The organism is Ruegeria sp. BJ5 (genome assembly GCF_056537865.1).
Map to the genome: position 1 here is coordinate 258,526 of NZ_JBQFSH010000004.1, position 23,322 is coordinate 281,847.

Sequence of the window (23,322 nt, forward strand, 5' to 3'; positions counted from 1 at the left end):
GCGCTACAAAGATGCCGCTGCGCGGCTGGCTTGATCATATTGGCCGGACAGGGCGCGCAGGTCGCGGGCCAGGTCCCTCAGATCCGGGCCCGACAGGTCGGTGGCTGACAGCCCTTCCAGCAGGCACTGTTGGCGAACTTTCCGGTAGGCGTCGCATAGCTCCACGCCCTCGGGTGAGGTGCGGTAGAACACCTCTTTACCGCGCTTTTCCGACGTCAGAAGACCGGCCTTCAGCAGTTTCCGCAGGGCGTAGTTCACGGTGTGGCTGTCCTCGATGTTCAGAAGAAAGCAGATGTCCGTCAAGCGCTTGTCGCGGCCGCGGTGATTGACATTGTGCAGGATCAGGATGTCGAGCGGTCCCAGATCGGCCTGCCCGGCCGCGGCCATGCAGCGGGTCATCCAGCGTGAGAATGCATTGTAGACAATGATCAGGCCGAATTCGAGTTCGGACAGTTCCCATCCTTCGCCCTCGGCCAGGTGGCGAGAGGAAACGATGCGTCGCGTGTCGGGGGAAGAATCGGTCATGTTGCGGCCTTTTGATCTGCAAGACGCTGAGAAATTATCAGTGTTTTGGCATGGAGTGCGTGTGTTTTCAACGTGCTGACCTTTGGACCCTGCAGCGTTTCGGTCAAAACGATAACAAAACGTTGACAAATCGCAAACGTTGAGTCAGCTTCTGCGAGTACTCAAGCAGGGAGAGCCAAAATGAAACTGATGAAGATTGCCGGTGGCGCCGTTGCCGCGCTGGCCGGGTTGGCCATGCAGGTGCAGGCCGAGACCTGGGACATGCCGACGCCCTATCCGGATGCCACCTTCCATACCGTAAACATCCACGACTTCGCCAAGGACGTAGCCGCGGCCACCGACGGCGCCCTTGAAATCAAGGTCCATTCCGCAGGGTCGCTGTTCAAGCACCCCGAGATCAGCAAGGCAGTCCGCAGCGGCCAGGTGCCCGTCGGAGAGTTCTTCCTGTCGCTGCTGGCCAATGACAACCCGGCCTTCGGCGCGGATTCGCTGCCATTCCTGGCCACCAACTATGACGACGCCCAAAAGCTGTGGGCGGCACAGAAAGACGTGATAAACGGTCTGCTGGACGAGCAGGGCATGATGGTGCTTTACGCCGTGCCGTGGCCACCGCAGGGCTTGTACACGACCAAGGAAATCAACAGCGTGGATGACTTGGCGGGCCTGAAGTTCCGAACCTACAACGCTACGCTGGAAGAATTCGCCAACCTTGCGGGGGCCGCACCCACGCAGGTCGAGGTTCCGGACATTCCGCAGGCCTTCAGCACCGGCCGGGTCGAAGCGATGATCACCTCGCCCTCGACCGGGGTGAACTCGAAGGCGTGGGACTTCCTGACCCATTACACCGACATCCAGGCCTGGATTCCCAAGAACGTGGTCGTGGTGAACAAGCGCGCCTTCCGCCGTCTGGATGACGCGACTCAGACCGCCGTGTTGGAGGCCGCCGCCGCCGCCGAAGCCCGCGGCTGGGAGATGAGCCAGGCCGAGACCGCCAAGCAGACCGCGGTTCTGCAGGAAAACGGCATCACCGTGGTGCAGCCGTCCGAAGAACTGATGGCCGGCCTGCGCGCGATCGGTGCGCAGATGCTCGAGAACTGGACCGCCGAGGCCGGTAACTCGGGCGCTGCGTTGCTGCAGGCCTATCAGCAGTAAACGATCCGACCCGGCCGGGCGCGACACGTCCGGCCGGGTTCGATAACAATGGGAGGGGATGGCGATGCTGCGGCGCAGTCTTGATTTCATCTATCGTGCGGCCGGCGGATTGGCGGCGCTGTTCATTCTGGCCATCGTCGTGCTGGTCTTTGCGCAGGTCGGGCTCAACCTGGCCGACAAGATCTGGGCCGCGTTGACCGGGCAAGGCGTGGGCCTGACCATCCCGTCCTATGCCGATTTCACCGGATTCTTTCTGGCCGCATCCAGCTTTCTGGCGCTGGCCTATGCGCTGCGCGCCGGCGGGCATATCCGGGTGACGCTGCTTATTGGGCGGATGCCCAAGGGGCCGCGCCGCCTGACCGAGATTTGCGTGGTGGCGATTGCCCTCGCCATGAGCGCCTATGCCACCTGGTATCTGGGTCTGCTGGTGTTGGAATCTCTGGAATATGGCGACCGCAGCCCCGGCATGGTGTCGGTGCCGTTGTGGATCGTGCAGATGCCGGTCCTGCTGGGGCTGGCCATCCTGACACTTGCCCTGATCGACGAGCTGGTCGGTCTGCTAGCGGGCCGCGCGCCCAGCTGGGACGGCAAGGGCGAAAACCTTCTGAGCGAATAGGGCCAGCAGATGTCGATTGCCACGCTTTCCATCATTCTTCTTGTTCTGCTGTTCGCCTTTCTGGGGTCTGGCCTTTGGGTGGCGTTTTCGCTGCTGGGGGTCGGGATCGCGGCGATGGCGCTGTTCTCCGATGCGCCGCTGGGGCTGGTCATGGCCACAACCTTGTGGGGGCACAGCAACTCCTGGGCTTTGGCGGCACTGCCGCTGTTCATCTGGATGGGCGAGATCCTGTTCCGCTCGCGCCTGTCCGAAGACATGTTTACAGGCCTGTCGCCCTGGATGAACCGGCTGCCGGGGCAGTTGCTGCATGTGAACGTCTTTGCCTGCGGAATCTTTGCGGCTGTGTCGGGGTCTTCGGCGGCCACCGCAGCCACCATCGGCAAACTGTCGATCCCGGAACTCTCGCGCCGCGGCTATCCCGAGAAGATGATCATCGGCACGCTGGCCGGCTCGGCCACGCTGGGCCTGCTGATCCCGCCGTCGATCATCCTGATCGTCTATGGCGTGGCGACCGAGCAATCCATCGCCCGCCTGTTCGTGGCCGGAGTTCTGCCGGGACTGCTGTTGGTGGGGCTGTTCGTGGGCTATGTCGCAATCTGGGCGCTGATCAACCACGCCAACCTGCCCACCGAGGACATCCGCGCGAGTTTCGTGGAAAAACTGCGCCGTTCGCGCCGACTGGTGCCGGTGATCCTGCTGATCGTCGGTGTGATCGGCTCGATCTATGCCGGGATCGCCTCGCCCACCGATGCGGCCGCCGTGGGCGTGGTGCTGGCGCTGCTGCTGTCCTGGCGCGAGGGCACATTGACCCGCGCAAGCTTCGTCGACGGGCTGATGGGGGCCACCGTGACCTCGTGCATGATCGCCTTCATTCTTGCAGGGGCCTCGTTCCTGACCGTGGCGATGGGCTTTACCGGCATCCCGCGCGTGCTGGCGGAATGGATCGGGTCGCTGGGCCTGTCCACCTTCACGCTGCTGGCGGCGCTGACCGTGTTCTTCGTGATCATGGGATGCTTCCTTGACGGCATCTCGGTTGTGGTGCTGACGGCGTCGGTCATCATGCCGATGGTGATGCAGGCGGGGATCGACCCGCTGTGGTTCGGCATCTTCCTGGTGATCGTGGTCGAGATGTCGCAGATCACCCCGCCCGTGGGCTTCAACCTGTTCGTGCTGCAATCGCTGACCGGGCGCGACATCCTGCGGGTGGCCCATGCGGCGCTGCCGTTCTTCTTCCTGATGATCGTGGCTCTGGTGATCATCGTGGTTTTCCCCGGCATCGTGACCTATCTGCCGAACCAGATGTGACGGGGGCGATGCAGGATTTTCCGATCATACGAACCGCCGGGGTGGACGGGCTGCTGATCAGCTTTGCCGCTGCACTCAGCGAACCGGCCAACCGGGCTGCGCTGGCCTTTCGCGCCGCGCTCGAGGCGGAGGGCTGGGCAGGGGTCCAAGAAACCTCGTCCTCGCTGGTGTCGGCCTTCGTCAGGTTCGATCCGCTGCGCCTGACGCATGCCGCGTTGCACCAGCAAGTGCAGGCGCTGCTGGACCAGCGAGACTGGTACGCGGCCGACTTGCCCGGCGGGCGCAGGTTCTGGCGGATACCCACCGTCTTCGGCACGGATCTGGCGCCGCAGCTGGGGCAGGCAGCGCAGGCGGCGGGCTTGTCCAAGGCCGAGGCGATCCGGTCGCTGTCCGAAGCGCGGGTGCGGGTGCAAACCATCGGCTTTGCCCCCGGCCAGCCTTATCTGGGTGAATTGCCGCCCGCCTGGGACATCCCCAGGCAAAAGGAATTGACCCCGCGCGTGCCCGAAGGCGCGCTGGTGGTGGCGCTGCGGCAGCTTGTGCTGTTCTCGGTCACCACGCCGACCGGCTGGCAGCATGTGGGCCAGACCGCCATCCGTCTGTTCCAGCCCCAAGCGCCCGAGCCCTTCCTATTGCGCCCCGGGGATGAGGTGCAGTTCACGCCCACCGACCCGGAAACGCTGGTGCGGATGCGCAGCAATCCGCGCGGCGGCGCAACTTGCGAGGCGCTGGCATGAGCGCGCATCTGACCATTCTGCACGCCGGGCCCGGGTTGACGGTGCAGGACATGGGGCGGCCCGGATATCTGGACATGGGCCTGTCGCGCGGTGGCGCGGTGGACCGCCTTGCCCTGGCCGAAGGCGCGGCCTTGCTGGGGCAGCCCGACAGTCTTGCCGCCGTGGAAATGGCCGGCATGGGCGGCGAGTTCCAGGCTGATCAGGACCTGCGCATCGCTCTGACAGGCGCCCGGATGCGGGCGCAGATCGATGGCGCGACCGCGGTCTGGAACGCCTCGCACCTGCTGCCTGCGGGTGCCCGGCTCAGCATCGGGCCGGCAGTTGCGGGCAGCTATGGTTATCTCAGCATCGGCGGCGGGGTGCTGGGCGATCCGGTTCTTGCCGCCTGTTCGGCGCATCTGACGGCGGGGATCGGAGCCGTACTGAAGGCGGGGGACCGGCTGGCGATCGGCCCGGACGCGGGCGGTGCAACCGGCATGACCTTCGACCCTGACGACCGGTTCTCGGGCGGAGAAATCCGCATCGTGGCCAGTTTCCAGACCGACCTGTTCGCCCCAGACGTTCTGGAGCGGCTGCAAGCCACCGCGTTCCGTCGGGACGCGCGCGCCAACCGCATGGGCGTGCGGCTGGAAAGCGACGGACCGAGCTTTCATGTCTCGGGCGGACGCAGCGTGCTGTCGGAAACCATCGTGCCCGGTGACATCCAGGTCACCGGCGACGGCACGCCCTTCGTGCTGTTGGCCGAGTGCCAGACCACCGGCGGCTATCCCCGCATCGGCACCGTTCTGCCCTGCGACCTGCCCAAGGTGGCGCAGGCCCCGGCCGGGGCTGACTTGCGGTTCCGCTTCGTGACGCTGGACGAAGCGGTGGCGGCCGAGCGGGCCGCTGTTCAGGCCCGGGCCGCGCTGCCCCGGGCGCTGCGCCCACTGATCCGCGATCCGCGCAGCATGTCCGACCTGCTATCCTATCAACTGATCAGCGGCGCCATCGCCCGCGAAGAGGACGTTTTGTAGAAAAGGAGCCTGTGCCATGGCACATCAAGTCGATCTGAACGCCGATATGGGCGAAAGCTTTGGCCCCTGGAAAATGGGCGATGACGCGGCGCTGCTGAAGATCGTTACGTCGGCCAACGTGGCCTGCGGGTTTCATGCGGGCGACTGGGACGTGATGGCCACGACGATGGCGCAGGCGGTCGAAAACGGCGTGGGCATCGGCGCGCATCCCGGCTTTGCCGATCTGCACGGCTTTGGGCGTCAGCGGATGCACTATCCTCTGCCGTCGCTGCAAAACCTGATCCGCTATCAGGTCGGCGCGGCGCAGGCGATGGCGCGGGCGGCCGGCGGACAGGTGCGTCATCTAAAATTGCACGGCGCGCTGGCCAACATGGCGTCCGAAGATCAGGCGATGGCGCGGGCCTGCTACGAGGCTGCGCTGTCGGTGGCTCCGGATCTTATCATCATGGTTCTGGCCGGAACCGCCCAGCAACGCGCTGCGCGCGAACTGGGCTGTCCGGTGGCCTGCGAGATCTTTGCCGATCGCGCCTACAACGATGACGCCACGCTGGTCGACCGCAGCCTGCCCGGCGCGGTGATCCATGACCCCGACCGGGCTGCCGCGCGTATGGTCGAGATGGTCAAGGCCGGGGCGATCATCACCGAAAGCGGTAAGCATATCCCGACCCGCATCGACACGATCTGCCTGCACGGAGACACGCCAACGGCCGTTTCAATTGCGGCCGATGTCCGCCGTGCCCTGCAGGAGAGCGGAGTGGAACTCAAGCAGTTCGCCGGTGGCCCTGCCTAGGCTTCTCGATTGACGCAGCTGTTCAATGCGTCTCGCGTTCGATGACGCTGGGGTCCAAAAAGATACTCTCTTCGGGACGGCCGGGATCGACCAGCCTACGCTCCAGCAGCGCGATGATCGCGTCAACGGCGGCGTCGATGGGGTTCCGGACTGTCGTGAGGCGGAATGTCGGCCATTTCGCCATGGCGATGTCGTCGAAACCAACAATCGCCAAATCGCCGGGAACGTTCAGAGACAGATCGCGCGCAGCCGATAGCGCCCCGATCGCCGTGGCGTCATTGGCGCAGACAAGCGCATCCAGAGAGGCGCGGGACAGCAGGCTGCGCGCGGCGCCGTATCCGCTGTCGACCGAGTAATCAGTCGGGTGTTCGGCCACGAGGTCAAGCCCCGCCCGATCCAGCGCCTGGAGAACCCCGGCGCGGCGCCGCGAAGACGAATAGAACTCCTCGGGCCCGCTGAGAAACCCAAACCGGCGCCGTCCCCTGCTGATCAGCAAGTCGGTGATCATGGTCATGCCATCGGCATTGCGGCAGCAGACATTGTCGACACGGGGCCCTTGGACGGGACGGCCTGACGAGATCATCGGGATGCCGAACCGCGCACATCTGTCCACGATTTCTTCGGACATGCTGCCGCCGCGCAGAATCAATGCGTCCAACGGATAGCGCAGCAGCTCTCGCAGCGCCTGATCCGTGTTGGCGCCGGTTCGGTCGATCAGAATGGGCCATTTCTTCAACCCGCTCAGGGCTTGGGCCAGTTCACCGACAAAGGCCGAGTCGTAGGGGCTGCGCATGTTGCCGACGAAGACGGCGACCAAATTTGATTGCCCCGCCTTGAGGCCAGCGGCCAGTGCATTCGGTTGATACCCTGTATCGGCCGCGATCTTCAGGATACGTCGACGCTTCTCGGAATCGACGTAGGCTCCGGGCGTGAAAGCGCGCGAAACAGCTGAACGCGAGACGCCCGCAAGGTCCGCAACGGTCTGGGCCGTTGCGCGCCGGGGGCGTTTTGCGTCCTTGTTTCTATCGCTACACATGCGGTTGGCGTTTCACCTTTTCAGAGGGTTTCAACATTCTTGCAATGAATCGAATCTTTCATCAAACTGTCACGGCTGGAAGCTAGTGAACACGTGTGCACATTTTGCGAAAGGTGTCAGCCTTTTTCTGGATGTGAAATACGTCATCGGGGAAAATACCCCATAGTTTCCAGGGCTTTGGCCCGCCCGTAGGGGCGCAACATGAATCGGAGGAACTACATGATAAACGTCAAAACAGGTGCTGCTGCTGCCGCGTTCGCGATGATGGCGAATACGGTCTCGGCCGAAGTCGAGATTACGTGGTGGCACGCCATGGGAGGAGCCCTGGGTGACACCGTCAACCAGATTGCCGAGGATTTCAACGCGTCCCAGGACGACTACAAAATCACGCCGGTTTTCAAGGGTACGTATGAAGAGACTCTGACTGCCGGCATCGCCGCATTCCGTGCGGGTGAACAGCCCAACGTCCTGCAGGTATTCGACGCCGGCGCCGCCACCGTGATTGGTGCCAAGGGCGCGACTGTTCCGGTTCAGGACCTGCTGGAACAGAACGGCGTTACGTTCGACATCGAGGACTATATCTCGGGCGTTCGCTACTTCTATGCCGACAGCGATGGCAAGATGATCGGGATGCCGTTCAACTCGTCCTCGCCCATCATGTATTACAACGTCGATGCGCTGGAAAAAGCGGGTGTGACTCCGCCGAAAACCTGGGAAGAGTTCCAGACCGTGACGGCCCCCGCGCTGAAAGAGGCCGGCTATATCGGCCTGTCGCAGTCGCATCTGCCCTGGATCTTCACCGAGAACTTCCATTCGCGCCACGACCTGCCGTTCGCCACCAACGACAACGGCTATGAAGGCGCTGACGGCACCAAGATTCTTGTCAACAACGACGCGATCAAGGCACACTTCAGCGCCGTCAAAGACTGGAAGGACAACGGGTTCTTCGAATGGTACGGCACCGGCTGGAGCGACAACCAGACCCCGTTCGAAGAAGGCAAGGTTGCCATCTGGCTGGGTTCGTCCGGTTCGTTCGGCGGCCTGTCCAAGAAGGATCTGCCGTTCGAGTTCTCGGCCACCTTCCTGCCCTATTGGGAGGCGGTGACCAAAGAGCCCAAGCAGACCTTCATCGGCGGCGCGGCCCTGTTCGCGATGGCCGGCAAGAGCGACGAGGAAAACAAAGCGACCGCGGCGTTCTTCGAGTTCCTGACCAAGCCCGAAACCCAGTACATGTGGCACCGCGAGACCGGCTATGTTCCGATCACCACCGCCGCCTATGAAATGGCGAAGGGCGATGGTCACTATGACCGTGCTCCGGCGGCCGAGGTCGGCATCAAGCAGCTGTCGCTGCCTGCGGGTGAGAACACCAAGGGTTATCGCATGGGCTTTTACGTCCAGATCCGCGACGTGATGAACCGCGAATATGGCCGGATCCTGACCGGTGAAACCTCGGTCGAGGACGCCTTCAAGGCAATCGAGGACGAAGCCAACGGTCTGCTCGAACGTTTCGCAAAAACCCAGGGCTGATCCCACTCGCCAAGAAACGGGCGGTCGCAGAAGTGCGACCGTCCTCCCTTTTTCGGAGTTTTCATGAAACGCGCTGGTTTTTCCACTCGCTGGCTGCCGGTTCTACTGCTGTTGCCGCAGCTGTTGATCATCGCGGTCTTTTTCTACTGGCCTGCCGCTCACGCGGTGCAGTCTTCGTTCTTCCTACAGGATCCGTTCGGGTTTGGGTCGACCTTCGTCGGGCTGGACAACTACAGCGACCTTGCCGGGAATTCCGAATACCTCAGCATTGCCTGGTTCACGGTGATCTTCACCGTTCTGGTGACCTTCTTTTCGCTGTCGATTGCGTTGTTGCTGGCGGTGAAGGCCGACAATGTGCTGCGCGGCGCCAAGACCTATCGCACGCTGCTGATGTGGGTCTATGCTGTGGCGCCGCCGGTGGCGGGTTTCATCGGCCTGATCCTGTTCAACCAGAGCTGGGGACCATTGACCGAACTGGCGCGTTCGATCGGGTGGGATTTCAAACTGGGCGTGAATTTCAATGACACCGCCACGGCGATGGTTATCGTTTCGGTCTGGAAACAGGTTCCGGTGAACTTCATCTTCTTTCTGTCTGGCCTGCAATCGATTCCGCGATCGGTGCGTGAGGCGGCTCTGATCGACAACCGCTCGTCCACGGGCCGGTTCTGGGACGTGACTTTCCCCCTTTTGGCGCCGACCGGGTTTTTCCTGCTGATCATCAATATCACCTACGCATTGTTTGATACTTTCGGTGTGATCGACACGATGGTGAAGGGTGAGCCGGGCAACAACCCGATGACGCTGGTCTACAAGGTTTACGTGGACGGCTTCCGAGGCAACGATCTGGGTGGCAGCTCGGCGCAGTCGGTTGTTCTGATGGTGCTGGTTCTGGCCCTGACGGTGTTCCAGTTCCGGCTGGTCGAACGCCGCATCCACTACACGTAAGGAGGGCAGACAATGACCGAAGCACATACCCCTGCGATGGCGTCCGCCACTTCACCCACCCAAACGCGAAAGCGCGGCATCCGACTGTCCACGATCCTTGATCACACGATCCTGATCGTCGGCTCGTTGTTCATGATGCTGCCGCTGCTGATGATCTTCCAAATGACGACCGTTCCGGATGTCGAGGTTATCAAGACCGGACCCAGCCTGACGATCGGGGACCAACTTGCCCCCAACTTCCAGAAGGCAATGTTCGAGGCCTCGGGATTTTCCGGCCAGAACACGGGCATGAACATGCTCAAGAACTCGTTCATCCTGGGCATCGGTTTTGCCCTCGGCAAGATCATCATCGGCATGATGGCGGCCTATGCGATCGTGTATTTCCGGCTGCGCTTCGCCACGCTGGCTTTCTGGGTGATCTTCACCACGTTGTTGCTGCCGCTCGAGGTGCGCATTCTGCCTTCGTACGAAGTGGTGCAGAAACTAGGGATGCTGAACACCTATCAGGGCCTCATCATCCCGCTGATCGCCTCGGCCACGGCCACGTTCTTCTTCCGGCAATTCTTCCGCTCGGTCCCCGAAGAACTGGTCGAGGCCGCGCGTATCGATGGCGCCGGCCCGGTGAAATTCTTCATCGACATCCTGGTGCCGCTGTCGCGTACGATGATTGCGGCGATGTTCATCATCATGTTCGTGTTCGGGTGGAACCAGTATCTGTGGCCCACCATGATCACCACCGAAGAGGACATGTTCACCCTGGTGCGCGGGATCAAGCAGATCACGCAGGTGCTGGAGGGCAACCGCATTCCCGAATACGGCCGGGCCAACTTGCTGGCGATCATCGCCATCATCCCCCCGGTCATGGTCGTCATCTTTTTCCAAAGCTGGTTCGTCAAGGGCCTGACGGAATCCGACAAGTAAGGCAGAATCAATGGCTCAGGTATCCCTGAAGAACATCCGAAAAATCTATCCCAACGGCGCCGAGGCGCTGACCCCGTCCAGTTTCGACATCGGTGACGGCGAATTCGTGGTTCTTGTCGGCCCGTCGGGCTGCGGCAAGTCCACACTGCTGCGCATGGTGGCCGGGTTGGAAGAAATCACCGAAGGCGAATTGACGATCAATGGCCGCGTCATGAATGACGTTGACCCGGCCGATCGCGACATCGCCATGGTGTTCCAGAACTATGCGCTGTACCCGCATATGACCGTGCGCAAGAACATCGCCTATGGTCTGAAAAATCGAAAGACGCCCAAGGACGAAATCGACCGCAAGGTGGCCGAAGCCGCTTCGATGCTGAACCTGAACGAGTTTCTGGATCGGAAGCCCTCGCAGCTGTCGGGCGGTCAGCGCCAGCGGGTCGCCATGGGGCGGGCCATCGTGCGCGATCCGGCGCTGTTCCTGTTCGACGAGCCGCTTTCGAACCTCGATGCCAAGCTGCGCAACCAGATGCGCATCGAGATCAAGGCGTTGCAGAGGCGTCTGGGCGTGACCTCGATCTACGTCACCCATGACCAGGTCGAGGCGATGACCATGGCTGACCGCATCATCGTGATGAACGCGGGCCGGATCGAACAGATCGGCACCCCGGCCGAGATCTATCACCGCCCGGCCTCGACCTTCGTGGCCAGCTTCATGGGCGCTCCGCCGATGAACCTGATCGGCGCACGTCTGGAGGGCGGCCGCGTGATGATCAACGGCGATACGGTGCTTGCCACGGCCGAAGGGTCTGGCGCGGTGACTGTAGGTGTGCGGCCCGAAGATGTTCTGATCGGGGCGGAGGGCTCGATCGCCTTTCACGTCGAAATCATCGAAGAGCTTGGCGCGCACCGCCTGCTGCACGGGCGTCTGGCCGATCAGGAGTTCACGATCCACGTGGGCAAGGATGTCGAAGCTGCGCCCGGAGAAACGCGGATCTCACTCAAGCCTGACGCGATAAGCCTGTTCCATCCGGAAACCGGAAAAGCCCTGTGATCACGGAGATCGTGTCGTCTTTGCCGCCGGTCTCGGATGATGTCCGAAACCGCATATTGGCGGCGCCGCGAACGGCAAAGGCGCACCGCGCCCTGATGGCGCAGACACCGGCGATGAACGCGGTGCAACTGGGCGGAAACGCAACCCGGGACGTTTTGGGCGCGCGTTTCTCGGCTGCAGCTTGGAATGTGGAACGCTGCCTGTTCCCCGAAGAAAGTGCAGCCCACTTGGCGGCTGTGACCCCGGACATCGTTCTGCTGTCCGAGGTGGACCATGGTATGTCCCGTACCGGTCAACGTCACACGACGGCAGAAATGGCCGACAAGCTGGGTATGGCCTACGCTTTTGGGGTCGAGTTCCACGAACTGGATCTGGGCGGTCCGACCGAGCGCGCCTTTTGCAAGGATGATTTCAACACCCTCGGGTGGCATGGGAACGCGATTCTGTCCTCGGTTCCGTTCAAACGCGTGGCCATGATCCGTCTTGACGACCATGGCCACTGGTTTGCGGCCGAGTCCGGGGCGTCGGATCCGCAACAACCGCGGCTGGGTGGCCGAATGGCGATTGCAGCAGAAGTCGCGACCCAGAACGGGCCTGTATGCGTGGTCTCCACCCATCTGGAAAGCAACGCCGCGGCCGCGCATCGCCATACGCAGTTTCAGCTTCTGCTGGATGCGCTCGATGAGTTTGCGCCCGGGATGCCGGTGCTGATCGGTGGCGATCTGAATACCGGCAACCACCTGCCACCGGATTTCGACTGGCGCCGGGAAACCCTGTTTGCTCTGGCCGAGCAGCGCGGCTTTTCCTGGGAGTTCACGACCGAAGGCCACACTACCCGGCCCAGCCTGATCACGCCGCACCCGGACCGGGTGATGAAGCTGGACTGGTTCGCCGGCAAGGGGCTGATCTGCCGCGACCGGGGTCTGCTGTCGTCGCTGACCGCCGACGCCAAGCCGCTCTCGGATCATGACTGCGTCTGGTGCGCGGTTGAGGTGCCTGACGCCGGGTGACTCCGGCCTGTCCGCGATATTTGGTCACGTGGCCCAACGTCCCGTTGAGTTTCGGGGCGTTTTTTCGCGGTTCGACTGTGGAAAACGGTTTGGAAACCCCATAAGAACGAGGCCACCTATTCAACAGGCGGAAAACCAGTCCAGTGTTTGACCTCCCCGCGCAGCGCGCGCATCTTGCCGAGAAATTCGATCTGACCCCGTCGCCCGAGCTGGCCGCCAGCATGAGCGACATCTACGCCCGCATGTCGCGAGTCGTCACGCCAGCGGATTGGGCGATCTACGCGCCCTATGTCAAGGCGATCAACGATCTGAAAGCCGAACGCAACGCGGTGATCCTGGGCCACAACTACATGACGCCCGAAATCTATCACGGCATTTCGGACTTCGTCGGCGACAGCCTGCAGCTGGCCATCAAGGCGACCGAGGTCGAGGCCGAGGTGATCGTGCAATGCGGTGTGCATTTCATGGCCGAGACCTCGAAGATCCTCAGCCCCGAAAAGACGGTTCTGATGCCAGACATGGAGGCCGGCTGTTCGCTGGCCGAGTCGATCACCGCCGAAGGCATTGCCGAGATGCGCCGCCGCTATCCCGGCGCGCCGGTCGTGACCTATGTGAACACCACGGCCGAGGTGAAGGCGGCATCCGACATCTGCTGCACCTCGTCCAACGCGGCGCAGATCGTGGCGGCGATGGACAGCGACACGGTCATCATGACCCCCGACCAGTACCTGGCGCAGAACGTGGCCCGCGACGTGCCGCAGAAGAACGTGGTCTGGTGGGAAGGCTCGTGCATCGTGCACGAACAATACACGGCGCAGGACCTGCGTGAGTTCCGCGAATGGAACCCGGGCACCCGCCTGATTGCGCATCCCGAATGCCCGCCCGATGTTGTGGCCGAGGCCGATTTCTCGGGGTCGACCAGCGGTATCATCAAATATGTCACCGAAGAACAGCCCGAAAAGGCGATGCTGATCACCGAGTGTTCGATGGCGTCGAACATCGCCGACGCGCTGCCGCAGGTCGATTTCGTCGGCCCCTGCAACATGTGCCCCTACATGAAGAAGATCACGCTGGAAAAGGTTCTGTATGCGCTCGATACCATGACCGGTCAGGTCGAGGTTGACCCCGACGTTGCGGAAAAAGCGCGCCTTTCGGTTCAGCGGATGATCGACCTATCGCGCAAGCTGGGAGTTTGATCGGGGCGATGCAGACGGTCTCGACCCCTCGGGTGGTCATCATCGGCGGCGGTCTGGCGGCTGTCTATACCGCGCTCAAGCTTGCTCCGCATCCGGTGGTGATGATTTCGCCCGAGCCGCTGGGTTCGGGTGCCAGCTCGGCCTGGGCGCAGGGCGGGGTGGCGGCGGCGATGGACCCGTCCGACAGCCCCGAAGCCCATGCCCGCGACACGATGCGCGCCGGTGCGGGGTCGGTCCTGCAGGAAGTGGCCGAGTTCGTCACCCGTGCGGCCCGGGATCACATTCTGGACCTGTCCGATCTGGGCACCGGGTTCGACCGGGACGCCGATGGCGGGTTCATCCAATCGCAGGAAGCGGCCCATTCGGTGGCCCGTGTGGTGCGCGTCAAGGGCGACCAAGCCGGTGCCGAGATCATGCGCGCCCTGATAGCCGAGCTAAGGCGGCGTGCTTCGGTCCAGGTGATCGAAGGGGCGCTGGCGGTGGGGCTGGAAAGCGACGGGGCCAAGGTCTCGGGCGTGTACTTGGCGCCGACCGATGCGCCAGGGGCCGAACCGGTGCTACTGCGTGGGGCGGCGCATGTACTGGCCACGGGCGGGTCGGCAGGGCTCTATGCTCGCACCACCAACCCGGCACGGATCCGCGGGCAGGGGATCGGCATGGCCGCACGGGCTGGGGCCCGGATCGCCGATGCCGAGTTCATCCAGTTTCACCCCACCGCGATCGACGTGGGCGAGGACCCGATGCCTCTGGCTACCGAGGCTTTGCGTGGCGAGGGCGCAATACTGATCAACCGCCATGGCGAACGGTTCATGCAAGGCATCCACCCCGATGCCGAGCTGGCCCCGCGCGATGTCGTGGCGCGCGCCGTCTATCTGGAAACTAAGGCCGGCAACCGGCCCGCGCTGGATACCCGCGCGGCGATCGGCGCGGCGATCCGCAGTCAGTTTCCGGCGGTGACCGAGGCCTGCCTGCGCAACGGTGTCGACCCCGTGACCCAACCGATCCCGGTGACCGCGGCGGCGCATTACCACATGGGCGGCGTGGCCACCGACCTGAACGGCCGCAGCTCTCTGACCGAGCTCTGGGCCTGTGGCGAGGCGGCCTCGACCGGGTTGCACGGGGCGAACCGACTGGCCTCGAACGGTCTGCTCGAGGCGCTGGTCTTTGCCCGCGCCTGCGCCCGTGACATTGCCGGTACTCTGACGGTGGTCGACGCGCCCGAGGTGCGGCTGGGCCTGCCATCGGGCGGCACTGAGCCCGACCCCCTAGCCGTGGCCGAACTGCGTCAGGTCATGACCGATGGTGTGGGCGTGGTGCGCGACGCGGACGGGCTGCGCCGCGCCTTGGGTCGGATTGCCGTGTTGGAGTCGCTGCACGGCCAGTCGCACCTATTCCGTAACATGACCGCAACCGCCACGCTGATCGCGGCGGCTGCGCTGATGCGCACCGAAAGCCGCGGTGCGCACTACCGATCCGATTGTCCTGATACGGCCACGGGGCCGGGGCGGCGGTCTGATCTGACACTGGACGAGGCCGTGGCGCTGCGGTCGAAAATCTTAAAGGAAACGGCAACATGCATCATGCCACTGTCCCCGACCTGATCCTCGAGCCGATGGTCCGCGCCGCGCTGACCGAGGATCTGGGCACCTGCGGCGACATCACCACCCGCACCGTAATCCCGGCGGGCGTGACCTATGCCGCGCGGCTGAACGCGCGTGAGGATGCGGTGGTGTCGGGCATGCAGGTGGCGGCCTTGGCGTTCCGGCTGGTGGACCCGACGTTGAAGATCAAGCCGCTTGTGGCCGACGGGGACCGTTGCACCAAGGGCCAGACCCTGATGGAGATCACCGGCAGCGCGGCTTCGATCCTGTCGGGGGAACGCGTGGCGCTTAACTTTGCCGGTCGTCTGACCGGGGTGGCGACCCTGACCGCCAAACTGGTGGCGCAGACCGCCGGGACCACGGCGCGCATCACCTGCACCCGCAAGACCACCCCGGGCCTGCGCATCGTCGAGAAACTGGCCGTACTGCATGGCGGCGGGTTCAATCACCGCCATTCGCTGTCGGATGCGATCCTGATCAAGGACAACCACATCGCCGCCGCCGGCGGAGTGCGCGCGGCGCTGAGGGCGGTCAAGGCGCGTGCGTCGCACATGACCAAGGTTGAGATCGAAGTGGACCGGCTGGACCAGCTGGCCGAGGTTCTGGAAACCGGCGGCGCCGATGTCGTGTTGCTGGACAACATGACGCCCGACATGCTGGCCGAGGCCGTGGCGATGGTGGACGGACGTCTTGTGACCGAGGCGTCAGGCAATGTCACCGTGGGGACGGTCGCAGCGATCGCGGCCACCGGGGTCGATTATATCTCGTCCGGGGCTCTGACCCATTCCTATCGCACAGTCGATCTGGGTCTGGATTTCTGATCACGGATCACGATGGTTTCGGCCATTTGATTGGATCCAGCCGGAAGTATTTGGACAGCTGCCCGTAGAATTCGGGCGCGGTATCCCTGAGGGCCTCGGGGCGTTCGAAGAACAGCTCGACCGTGACGGCAAAGAACTCTTCGTGTCCGGTGGCGCCATAGGGGTCGATCACCGTGCGCCGGCCTGTCTCGACCGCGTGCAGATGCGCGTCATACGCGGCCAGAAAAACACGTTCCCACTCGGCATAGCTTTGATCTCTGGCCAGAACTGGCACGCCGTTGGTGCCGCCGGACAGATCATCCAGCTGATGCGCGAATTCATGAAACACGACGTTGTGCCCGTCATGATCGTTTGCCGCGCCCTGTTGGCTGTGCGCCCAAGACAGGATCACCGGCCCCCGATCCCAGCTTTCGCCGGTACGGATGATCTCCTGTTCGGTCACGACATAGCCGCTGTGCCGCTGTTGGCGGGACTTGAAGGCATTGGGATAGATCAGTACCGTCGTCAGATTGTCGTACCATTGGTCCGAGTTGACGACCAAAAGGCAAGCTTGTGCGGCGATCGACAGACGCATCTCGTCCGTGACCTCCAGCCCGTCGCAGCCGATGAAACCGACCTGATTCAGGAACAGGTTGATCTTGCCTTCCAAAGTGGCGCGCAACTTGGCAGGCAACCGCTCGAGGATCGGCACCATCGCATGGATGGTTCGCCGCTCCTCATCGCTCAGCGGTGTTAGCAGCAGCGCGGCCTTGGCCCTGGACTTCGACCAGAAATACCAGACCACCAGACCGGCGATTGCCGCAAAAAGGCTCAGAAACAGCACCATGTGGCGACGGTATCTCTATTGCCCCACCTCGGAAAGCCGATTCATTCGGTCGAGGGTCGCGTGAAGTTCGCCAGCCAAGGCCGTTCGACATCCATGCCCTGATACAGCGCATGCAGCAGCAGATGTGCCGTCACCGGGTCCGGAGCAAGGGGGCGTCGGTCTAGTCGCCCCTCCTTGACCGCCGTATCGGCGTCGAAGATCACCGCATCCTCTTTGATGGTGGTCAGCACCCGCAGCTGGGCCAGCGTTTCGGGGTCGACCGCGGTCGGGTCATCCGAGAGGATCACGAAATCGGCCAGCTTGCCCACCTCGATCGAGCCCTTCTGATCTTCCTCGAAATGCTGCCATGCCGGCCAGATCGTCATGGCCTTGAGCGCCGTCATCACGTCGACCCGCTGGTGCGGGCCAAGGATGTCGCCCGACCGGGTGCGCCGGGTGACCGTTGCGGCCAGAACCCGCATGCTGTCGGGAAACGCCACGGGCGCGTCGTGGTGGGTGCCGAACATCATGCCGCGTTCGGTCACCCAGCCGGTTGGCGAGATGTTGTCGGCATTGACCGGCCCGACCGTGTGGTCGCGGTGCCAATCGCCCCAGTAGAAGGTGTGCATCGGAAACAGCGACGGGAACACGCCCAATCGTTTGAGGCTGGCCACCTGATCCTCGCGCAGGAACTGACCGTGCACCAGAACCGGCCGGTTGCCCGGATCGCCATAGGTCAAACGCGCCTCGTCGATGGCGGCGATCAACATATCCGTGGCCCCCTCGCCATTGGAATGGGTCAGGATCTGGAGATCGTTCTCGAAACACCAGTTCACCGCATCCTGCAACTGTTCGCGCGTGATGGCGGCGTATCCGGCATAGCCGGGCGGGTAATCCCCGACCGGATCGTAGTAGGGCCGATCCCGCAGCGCAGTAAATCCTTGCGGCGAACCGTCGATTGTCAGCTTGCACCCGCCGACTCGCACCCGGTCGGCATAGGTGCGCGAGGCGTCCGACGCGATGAAATCGCGCGATTCCAGAACGTCGGGAAAGGCCACGACGTCGATCGGAAGGTCGCCGTCTGCGGCCACCCGGCGCAGGGCCTGAACCACCGCGCCCGAGGAGCGCCCCTCTTGCGCGGTGGTGTAGCCAAAGCGCGCCCACATCCGGCTGCCGGCGCGCGCGAAAGTCTGCAGCCCGTCTTCGCCGACATTGCCAAGCAGAGGCACCAAGGCGCCGAAGAATGCGTATTCCTCCAGCACGCCGTTCGGCTCGCCAGCTTCGTCTCTTCGGATCACGCCTCCGGGCGGGTTCTCGGTTTCTGCGGTGATCCCGGCCAGTTCAAGCGCCTTGGAATTGCCCACCCCCAGATGGCCCGATTGGTGGATGATCATGATCGGAACGTCGCGCGATACCGCGTCCAGTTCGGAACGGGTGGGGTGGCGCAGCTCGGCCAGTTGCGCGTTGTCATAGCCAAAGCCGATCATCATCCCCATCGTTTCGACCGTGTCGCTATTGGCCTCGGCCCACGCGGACAACGCCGCCTGCAGGCTGGCAATGTCGGTGACCTTGCCATCCGGTGGGGCCAGCAGGTTCGCCGACAAGGCTTGCAAACCGCCCATGACCACGTGGCCGTGGCTGTCGACAAAACCGGGCAGCATTGCGCGCCCGTCCAGATCAAAGATCGTCGTGTCGTCGCCCTGGTGGCTGCGCATCTCGGCCAGTTCACCTACCGCGATGATCCGCCCATCCCTGACCGCGACCGCCTGTACCGTGGGCCTGGCGTCATCGATCGTCAGTATCGGACCACCGGTATAGATCGTGTCCGCGATCTGTTGGGCCAAAGCCATGTTGCCGAGGGTCAGACCGGCAGCAACGCTCACGGCAGACAGGGACAAAAGACGCATTCCGAACCTCCAGCAGCATATGGCAATGCGCTGGAGTCTAGCACGAAGTTGGCGTCCGGCCCGTGCAATGTTCAGTTTTCGATCCGACGTCGGCGTTCACTTGAGCGCGCGCGCCAGGAATTGCCGTGTGGCGTCCTGCTGCGGGTGGTCGAACAGCTGCTCGGGCGGGCCTTCCTCGACGATGCGGCCGTTCTGCAGGAAACACACCTTGTCGGCGGCCTGCCGGGCAAAGCCCATCTCGTGCGTGGCCATAACCATCGTCATGCCTTGCTGCTTGAGCATCAGCAAAACGTCCAGAACCTCGCCCACCAGTTGCGGGTCCAGGGCCGAGGTGATCTCGTCGAACAGCATCACTTCGGGCTGCATGGCCAATGCCCGCACGATGGCGACGCGCTGCTGCTGTCCGCCCGACAGTTGGTCGGGATAGTTGTGCATCCGGTCGGCGAGCCCGAAGCGTTCGAACATCTCCTCGATCTGGGGCAGCAGCTCGGCGCGCGTGCGGCCGCGCACGCGGCGCGGCGCCAGCATCACGTTGTCCAGCGCCGTCATGTGCGGGAACAGGTTGAAGCTCTGGAACACGATGCCGATGCGGGCGCGCACCGATTGCGGATCCAGCCCGGGCACCGAGATGTCGACCCCGTCCAGCAGGATCTCACCATCCTCGATCGGTTCGAGCAGGTTGATGCAGCGCAGAACGGTGGATTTGCCTGCCCCCGAAGCGCCGATCAGGCAGACCATCTGCCCCTCGTCCACGGTCAGGTCGATGCCGTCGCAGACGGTGCGGTCGCCAAAGCGTTTGACGACGTTTCGCAGGTTCAGTTTCGACATCAGCGCCGCTCCCTCATCTGCTTGGCCATGAGGTGGTCGGCATAGCGCGTCGCCGGGATGGTCACGATCAGGAAGATGATCGCCGCGCCCACGTAAGGCGTGAAATTGGCCAGCAGCGATTTGAACACGCCCGCCTGGCGGAAGATCTCGACCGGGCCGATGAAGCTGAGCAGCGACACGTCCTTTTGCAGCGCGATCAGCATGTTCATCTGCGAGGGCACGACGTTGCGGACGGCCTGCGGCAGCACCACGTCGCGCATCACCTGGCCTTCGGTCAGGCCCAGCGACAGGGCGGCGGCGCGCTGGCTGTGATGCACGCTGTCGATGCCCGAGCGGAAAATCTCGGCCACATAGGCCGAATAGGTCAGGATCAGCGCCAGCGACCCCCAGATATAGGGTGAGTTCCACGGTCGGGTCAGGCCCAGCCCGGGAATGCCGAAGCCGATCAGATAGACGGTCAGGATCACAGGCACGCCGCGGAAGATGTCGGTGAAAGCCGCGCCGAAGATGCGCAATGGGAACAGCGCGGGCGATTTGGTGTCGCGAGCCAGCGCGATCAGCAGCCCCAGCACCGCGATGGCCGGTGCCGACCAGGCAAAGATCATCACGTTGATCTTAAAGGCTTCGAGCAGTTTCGGGAAGGTCTTGACCAAAACCTCGCCGTTGAAAAAGCTCTGCTGGACCTTTGCCCAGCCCGGCGCCAGCGGCACCAGCACGATCAGCGCCACGACGACCAGAACGGTGCTGGTCGCGGCGATCCGGATCGACCGCCGCCGCTGCTGCGCCTCAAAAAGTTCGCGGCGGGTCGGGCCCGCCGTTCTGTTTCGTGTCATGTCACTTGATCAGCGGAACGCCCGTCGTGTCCTGCAGCCATTTGGCTTCGATCTCGGCCAGCTTGCCGCTTTCGGTCAGCGCGGCGATGGCCGCATCCACACAGGATTTCAGTGGGTTGCCTTCCTCCATCAACATGCCGAACTGATCGGGGTTGTCGCCTTGATCGGCAGGGAACTGGCCAATCACCTTCGACCCTTCGATCATCACCGCGCTCAGGAACAGGGCGGTGGGCAGGTCGAACAGCGCGGCGTCGATCTGGTTCGCGGTCATGGCCGCGTTCACGTCGGCATTGTCGCCATAGAGCAGCGGGTCGGCATCCGGCTGGATCACGCTGGCCAGTTTCGGCACTGCGGTGGTCGACCCGACCGCGCCCCATTGCAGGCCCTTCAGCGCCTCGAGCGTGGGCGGGGTTTCAACGGCGTTTGCGCTGACCAGAACCGCCATCGGCGCGGTGTAATAGGGGGCCGAGAAATCAACGACCTGATCGCGCTCGGGCGTGATCGAGTATTGCTGGATGTTCACGTCGAAATTCTTGGCGCCGGGCTGGATCGCCTCGTCAAAGGATGATCGGGCCCAGACCACGTCATCCGCGGCAAAGCCCATCTCTTCGGCCACGGCATAGGCGACGGCGGCTTCGAAGCCCTGGCCGGATTCGGGCGCGTCGTCCATCACCCACGGGTAATAGGCCGGGTTTCCGGTGGCCACGGTGAACTTGCCCTCTGTCAGGGTCTTGCCCGCGGCGCAATGCCCGTCCGCAAGGGCCGAAGTTGCGGTGAACGCAAGGGTTGCGGCCGCGATCGAAAGCATCTTGGACATGAGTCTGGGTCTCCTGTTGGGAATGTCGGGCCCACGGTAGTGTTGCCCGCCGACCCTGTCCAGTTGGTCGCGGTCTATGCCAGACACCGCAAGAAGTTCAAGTCGTCACGCGGGTGGAATGTTGTGGTTCACTCGGAACAGGTTGCCGGGATCGTACCGGCCTTTGATCCGGGACAATTGGGCCGCGTTCGCACCATAGGCCGATGACAGGGCGGTGGCCTCGTCCGCTGGCATGAAATTGACATAAGCGCTGCCGGTTGCATGCGGCGACATGCGGTCATAGAGCGCACGCGCCCAGGCGATGCAGGTGTCATCCTTGGCCGGATCTTCCCAACGGGTGTGCACGTTCATGATGAAATGGGCCGAGCGTTGGGGATAGGCCGTAGCCGCAGCCTCGACCCGGGCCATCGCACCGCCGACATGGGCAATGAACACTTCGCAGGACGGGTCCGGAAGGGTCGAGATACTGTCCAGAAGCCCTGCGATTGCATCCGTGGGCAGGGCATCAAAATCGTGACTTTTCCAATAGTTCCGCGCGCCGGGGGTCAGCAGCGGGTCAAAAGCGGCCTGCCAGTCGACGAACGCGTGCGGCGAGATCACGTCCACGATCGGGTCTCCGAGGGCGCGCAGCGGCTCCATCACGGCTTCGCCGTTTTCGATGGGACCTGCATAGCAGGCGGCAAAGATCAGCACCTCGCGCCCGTGCCATTTCTCGGGAAGGAAGGGCAGGGGAGGGGCCTTGCGCATCACCGTCCAGACCGTCAGCTCGTCAGGCGCAGTGTCAGCGATCCGTGCGTATTCGGGCAGCAGGGCGGGGCCCTGCTCGATCGGATGCACCACAAGGCCGGACAGCACCTGCGGCCCGAGCGGATGCAGGCGGAACTCGAACGAGGTAACCACGCCGAAATTGCCGCCACCGCCGCGAATGGCCCAGAACAGGTCCGGGTGGCTGTTTTCCGATGCGGTCACGATTGAACCATCGGCCAGCACCACCTCGGCCGAGATCAGGTTGTCGATGGTCATACCGAACTTGCGCGTCGTCCAGCCAAAGCCGCCACCCAGTGTCAGCCCGGCGATCCCGGTGGTCGAGTTGATGCCCGTCGGAACCACCAACCCGTGCGCCTGCGTTTCGCGGTCCACGTCACCCAGTACCGCGCCCGGCGCGACACGCGCGGTGCGGGCCTTCGGGTCGACATGCACCGATTTCATCTGCGACAGGTCCAGCATCACCGCATCATCGGCCACCGCATGCCCTGCAATCTGGTGCCCGCCTGAGCGGACGGACATGATCAGCCCCGCCTCGCGCACGAAATTGACGGCCTTCTGCACATCGCTGGCCCCTAACGCCCGTATCACAAAGCCGGGTTTGCGGTCGACGATGCTGTTCCAGGTCGTCCGGGCTTCATCGTATTCCGGGCTGCCGGGAAGAAAGACGGATCCACGCAGCGACGCGTCCAAAGCGTCCAGCCCGTCTTGGTCCACGGTTTTGGTGCTGCCGTTCAGTGTTATCAGGTCAAACATGATCAGTCCTCCAGATCAGGTGGACAGGTTTCCTGCGGTGCTGCCTCGGGCAATGGGTCGCGCGCCCCATTCGAGCGAAGGGCGCTCAATGCAAATTGGGTCGTTTCAGGCGAAGATGCCGGGATCGATCCGATCAACTGGTGTGATGACGTCAGCCGGAATGTTCAGACGCTTGGCCGCCTTGCGCAGGCTTTCTGCGTCCGGCGCCTCGTACAGGCAATAGGTTTTTCGCTTGTCCGCGCTCAGGAACGAGAAAATCCACTCGATCCCTTCTTCGTCGTTGATTTCCTTGATCTTTACCTTGTCATCGTCGCCAAGCTCAAGCTGTTCGGCGAAGTTCCGTTCGATGATGTACCTTGGCATTA

The 23,322-nt window shown here is 63.2% G+C and carries 23 protein-coding genes; 14 read left to right on the forward strand and 9 right to left on the reverse strand.

Annotation, left to right across the window (positions count from 1 at the left end):
- Positions 1 to 3: 3 nt before the first annotated feature.
- Positions 4 to 525, reverse strand: a complete 522-nt coding sequence (locus ACR0NY_RS14805; protein ID WP_170341622.1) for a winged helix DNA-binding protein — start codon at positions 523 to 525, stop codon at positions 4 to 6.
- A gap of 180 nt (positions 526 to 705) precedes the next feature.
- Here ACR0NY_RS14805 and ACR0NY_RS14810 point away from each other — a divergent pair, with 180 nt between their 5' ends.
- From ACR0NY_RS14810 to ACR0NY_RS14835, 6 genes are all read left to right on the forward strand, one after another.
- Positions 706 to 1,677, forward strand: a complete 972-nt coding sequence (locus ACR0NY_RS14810; RefSeq protein ID WP_170369567.1) for a TRAP transporter substrate-binding protein — start codon at positions 706 to 708, stop codon at positions 1,675 to 1,677.
- A gap of 64 nt (positions 1,678 to 1,741) precedes the next feature.
- A complete protein-coding gene (locus ACR0NY_RS14815) occupies positions 1,742 to 2,293 on the forward strand; it encodes a TRAP transporter small permease (RefSeq protein WP_367646363.1) in 552 nt (183 codons plus the stop codon).
- A 9-nt stretch (positions 2,294 to 2,302) separates the two neighbouring features.
- Complete coding sequence (locus ACR0NY_RS14820; RefSeq protein ID WP_170369569.1) at positions 2,303 to 3,598, forward strand: TRAP transporter large permease; 1,296 nt, start codon at positions 2,303 to 2,305, stop codon at positions 3,596 to 3,598.
- An 8-nt stretch (positions 3,599 to 3,606) separates the two neighbouring features.
- Complete coding sequence (locus ACR0NY_RS14825) at positions 3,607 to 4,335, forward strand: 5-oxoprolinase subunit B family protein (RefSeq protein ID WP_170369571.1); 729 nt, start codon at positions 3,607 to 3,609, stop codon at positions 4,333 to 4,335.
- Positions 4,332 to 5,348, forward strand: a complete 1,017-nt coding sequence (locus ACR0NY_RS14830) for a 5-oxoprolinase subunit C family protein (RefSeq protein ID WP_170369573.1) — start codon at positions 4,332 to 4,334, stop codon at positions 5,346 to 5,348. The genes ACR0NY_RS14825 and ACR0NY_RS14830 overlap by 4 nt, the downstream gene beginning before the upstream one ends.
- A gap of 16 nt (positions 5,349 to 5,364) precedes the next feature.
- Positions 5,365 to 6,138, forward strand: coding sequence for a LamB/YcsF family protein (locus ACR0NY_RS14835; RefSeq protein WP_170369575.1), 774 nt, complete (start codon positions 5,365 to 5,367; stop codon positions 6,136 to 6,138).
- Between the two features lie 22 nt (positions 6,139 to 6,160).
- On the opposite strand, the gene ACR0NY_RS14840 is transcribed toward ACR0NY_RS14835, so the two are convergent.
- Positions 6,161 to 7,174, reverse strand: coding sequence for a LacI family DNA-binding transcriptional regulator (locus tag ACR0NY_RS14840; protein ID WP_093963281.1), 1,014 nt, complete (start codon positions 7,172 to 7,174; stop codon positions 6,161 to 6,163).
- Positions 7,175 to 7,393: 219 nt separating this feature from the next.
- On the opposite strand from ACR0NY_RS14840, the gene ACR0NY_RS14845 reads away from it, so the two are divergent.
- From ACR0NY_RS14845 to nadC, 8 genes are all read left to right on the forward strand, one after another.
- Positions 7,394 to 8,701 (forward strand): extracellular solute-binding protein, encoded by a 1,308-nt coding sequence (locus ACR0NY_RS14845; protein ID WP_480771289.1) that lies wholly within the window; start codon positions 7,394 to 7,396, stop codon positions 8,699 to 8,701.
- A gap of 63 nt (positions 8,702 to 8,764) precedes the next feature.
- A complete protein-coding gene (locus ACR0NY_RS14850) occupies positions 8,765 to 9,646 on the forward strand; it encodes an ABC transporter permease subunit (protein WP_093963282.1) in 882 nt (293 codons plus the stop codon).
- A gap of 36 nt (positions 9,647 to 9,682) precedes the next feature.
- On the forward strand, positions 9,683 to 10,567 hold the full coding sequence (locus tag ACR0NY_RS14855) for an ABC transporter permease subunit (RefSeq protein ID WP_093963283.1): 885 nt from the start codon (positions 9,683 to 9,685) through the stop codon (positions 10,565 to 10,567).
- Positions 10,568 to 10,577: 10 nt separating this feature from the next.
- On the forward strand, positions 10,578 to 11,618 hold the full coding sequence (locus ACR0NY_RS14860) for an ABC transporter ATP-binding protein (protein ID WP_170341612.1): 1,041 nt from the start codon (positions 10,578 to 10,580) through the stop codon (positions 11,616 to 11,618).
- Positions 11,618 to 12,628, forward strand: coding sequence for an endonuclease/exonuclease/phosphatase family protein (locus ACR0NY_RS14865; RefSeq protein ID WP_170369615.1), 1,011 nt, complete (start codon positions 11,618 to 11,620; stop codon positions 12,626 to 12,628). Before ACR0NY_RS14860 ends, ACR0NY_RS14865 begins: the two co-directional genes overlap by 1 nt.
- Before the next feature lie 143 nt (positions 12,629 to 12,771).
- Entirely contained in the window at positions 12,772 to 13,824 is a 1,053-nt protein-coding gene (gene nadA, locus ACR0NY_RS14870) for a quinolinate synthase NadA (RefSeq protein WP_170369577.1), read from the forward strand.
- 8 nt (positions 13,825 to 13,832) lie between these two features.
- The gene (locus ACR0NY_RS14875) at positions 13,833 to 15,425 is read left to right on the forward strand and encodes an L-aspartate oxidase (protein ID WP_170369579.1); all 1,593 of its coding nucleotides are present in this window, start codon (positions 13,833 to 13,835) and stop codon (positions 15,423 to 15,425) included.
- Positions 15,398 to 16,246: a carboxylating nicotinate-nucleotide diphosphorylase gene (nadC, locus tag ACR0NY_RS14880; protein WP_170341608.1), complete on the forward strand. Its 849-nt coding sequence runs from the start codon at positions 15,398 to 15,400 to the stop codon at positions 16,244 to 16,246. Before ACR0NY_RS14875 ends, nadC begins: the two co-directional genes overlap by 28 nt.
- A 7-nt stretch (positions 16,247 to 16,253) precedes the next feature.
- Here nadC and ACR0NY_RS14885 read toward each other — a convergent pair whose 3' ends face one another.
- From ACR0NY_RS14885 to ACR0NY_RS14915, 7 genes are all read right to left on the reverse strand, one after another.
- The gene (locus ACR0NY_RS14885; protein ID WP_170341607.1) at positions 16,254 to 17,072 is read right to left on the reverse strand and encodes a M90 family metallopeptidase; all 819 of its coding nucleotides are present in this window, start codon (positions 17,070 to 17,072) and stop codon (positions 16,254 to 16,256) included.
- Positions 17,073 to 17,113: 41 nt separating this feature from the next.
- A complete protein-coding gene (locus tag ACR0NY_RS14890; protein ID WP_170369580.1) occupies positions 17,114 to 18,958 on the reverse strand; it encodes an amidohydrolase in 1,845 nt (614 codons plus the stop codon).
- Positions 18,959 to 19,054: 96 nt separating this feature from the next.
- On the reverse strand, positions 19,055 to 19,786 hold the full coding sequence (locus ACR0NY_RS14895) for an amino acid ABC transporter ATP-binding protein (RefSeq protein ID WP_170359545.1): 732 nt from the start codon (positions 19,784 to 19,786) through the stop codon (positions 19,055 to 19,057).
- Entirely contained in the window at positions 19,786 to 20,619 is an 834-nt protein-coding gene (locus tag ACR0NY_RS14900) for an amino acid ABC transporter permease (RefSeq protein ID WP_170369582.1), read from the reverse strand. The genes ACR0NY_RS14895 and ACR0NY_RS14900 overlap by 1 nt, the downstream gene beginning before the upstream one ends.
- Position 20,620: 1 nt before the next feature.
- Positions 20,621 to 21,436: an ABC transporter substrate-binding protein gene (locus tag ACR0NY_RS14905; protein ID WP_170369584.1), complete on the reverse strand. Its 816-nt coding sequence runs from the start codon at positions 21,434 to 21,436 to the stop codon at positions 20,621 to 20,623.
- Between the two features lie 105 nt (positions 21,437 to 21,541).
- Complete coding sequence (locus ACR0NY_RS14910) at positions 21,542 to 22,957, reverse strand: FAD-binding oxidoreductase (protein WP_170369586.1); 1,416 nt, start codon at positions 22,955 to 22,957, stop codon at positions 21,542 to 21,544.
- A 105-nt stretch (positions 22,958 to 23,062) separates the two neighbouring features.
- Positions 23,063 to 23,320, reverse strand: coding sequence for a DUF4242 domain-containing protein (locus ACR0NY_RS14915; protein WP_093963294.1), 258 nt, complete (start codon positions 23,318 to 23,320; stop codon positions 23,063 to 23,065).
- Between the last annotated feature and the right edge of the window lie 2 nt (positions 23,321 to 23,322).

What these genes read in the sequence shown, in the direction of transcription:
- ACR0NY_RS14805 (WP_170341622.1), bottom strand. Translation starts at nt 525, where the DNA reads ATGACCGATTCTTCCCCCGACACGCGACGCATCGTTTCCTCTCGCCAC.
- ACR0NY_RS14815 (WP_367646363.1), top strand. Translation starts at nt 1,742, where the DNA reads ATGCTGCGGCGCAGTCTTGATTTCATCTATCGTGCGGCCGGCGGATTG.
- ACR0NY_RS14850 (WP_093963282.1), top strand. Translation starts at nt 8,765, where the DNA reads ATGAAACGCGCTGGTTTTTCCACTCGCTGGCTGCCGGTTCTACTGCTG.
- ACR0NY_RS14895 (WP_170359545.1), bottom strand. Translation starts at nt 19,786, where the DNA reads ATGTCGAAACTGAACCTGCGAAACGTCGTCAAACGCTTTGGCGACCGC.
- ACR0NY_RS14915 (WP_093963294.1), bottom strand. Translation starts at nt 23,320, where the DNA reads ATGCCAAGGTACATCATCGAACGGAACTTCGCCGAACAGCTTGAGCTT.
- nadC (WP_170341608.1), top strand. Translation starts at nt 15,398, where the DNA reads ATGCATCATGCCACTGTCCCCGACCTGATCCTCGAGCCGATGGTCCGC.
- ACR0NY_RS14835 (WP_170369575.1), top strand. Translation starts at nt 5,365, where the DNA reads ATGGCACATCAAGTCGATCTGAACGCCGATATGGGCGAAAGCTTTGGC.
- ACR0NY_RS14910 (WP_170369586.1), bottom strand. Translation starts at nt 22,957, where the DNA reads ATGTTTGACCTGATAACACTGAACGGCAGCACCAAAACCGTGGACCAA.
- ACR0NY_RS14900 (WP_170369582.1), bottom strand. Translation starts at nt 20,619, where the DNA reads ATGACACGAAACAGAACGGCGGGCCCGACCCGCCGCGAACTTTTTGAG.
- ACR0NY_RS14810 (WP_170369567.1), top strand. Translation starts at nt 706, where the DNA reads ATGAAACTGATGAAGATTGCCGGTGGCGCCGTTGCCGCGCTGGCCGGG.
- ACR0NY_RS14855 (WP_093963283.1), top strand. Translation starts at nt 9,683, where the DNA reads ATGGCGTCCGCCACTTCACCCACCCAAACGCGAAAGCGCGGCATCCGA.
- ACR0NY_RS14840 (WP_093963281.1), bottom strand. Translation starts at nt 7,174, where the DNA reads ATGTGTAGCGATAGAAACAAGGACGCAAAACGCCCCCGGCGCGCAACG.
- ACR0NY_RS14875 (WP_170369579.1), top strand. Translation starts at nt 13,833, where the DNA reads ATGCAGACGGTCTCGACCCCTCGGGTGGTCATCATCGGCGGCGGTCTG.
- ACR0NY_RS14820 (WP_170369569.1), top strand. Translation starts at nt 2,303, where the DNA reads ATGTCGATTGCCACGCTTTCCATCATTCTTCTTGTTCTGCTGTTCGCC.
- ACR0NY_RS14845 (WP_480771289.1), top strand. Translation starts at nt 7,394, where the DNA reads ATGATAAACGTCAAAACAGGTGCTGCTGCTGCCGCGTTCGCGATGATG.
- ACR0NY_RS14890 (WP_170369580.1), bottom strand. Translation starts at nt 18,958, where the DNA reads ATGCGTCTTTTGTCCCTGTCTGCCGTGAGCGTTGCTGCCGGTCTGACC.
- ACR0NY_RS14885 (WP_170341607.1), bottom strand. Translation starts at nt 17,072, where the DNA reads ATGGTGCTGTTTCTGAGCCTTTTTGCGGCAATCGCCGGTCTGGTGGTC.
- ACR0NY_RS14860 (WP_170341612.1), top strand. Translation starts at nt 10,578, where the DNA reads ATGGCTCAGGTATCCCTGAAGAACATCCGAAAAATCTATCCCAACGGC.
- ACR0NY_RS14830 (WP_170369573.1), top strand. Translation starts at nt 4,332, where the DNA reads ATGAGCGCGCATCTGACCATTCTGCACGCCGGGCCCGGGTTGACGGTG.
- ACR0NY_RS14905 (WP_170369584.1), bottom strand. Translation starts at nt 21,436, where the DNA reads ATGTCCAAGATGCTTTCGATCGCGGCCGCAACCCTTGCGTTCACCGCA.
- ACR0NY_RS14825 (WP_170369571.1), top strand. Translation starts at nt 3,607, where the DNA reads ATGCAGGATTTTCCGATCATACGAACCGCCGGGGTGGACGGGCTGCTG.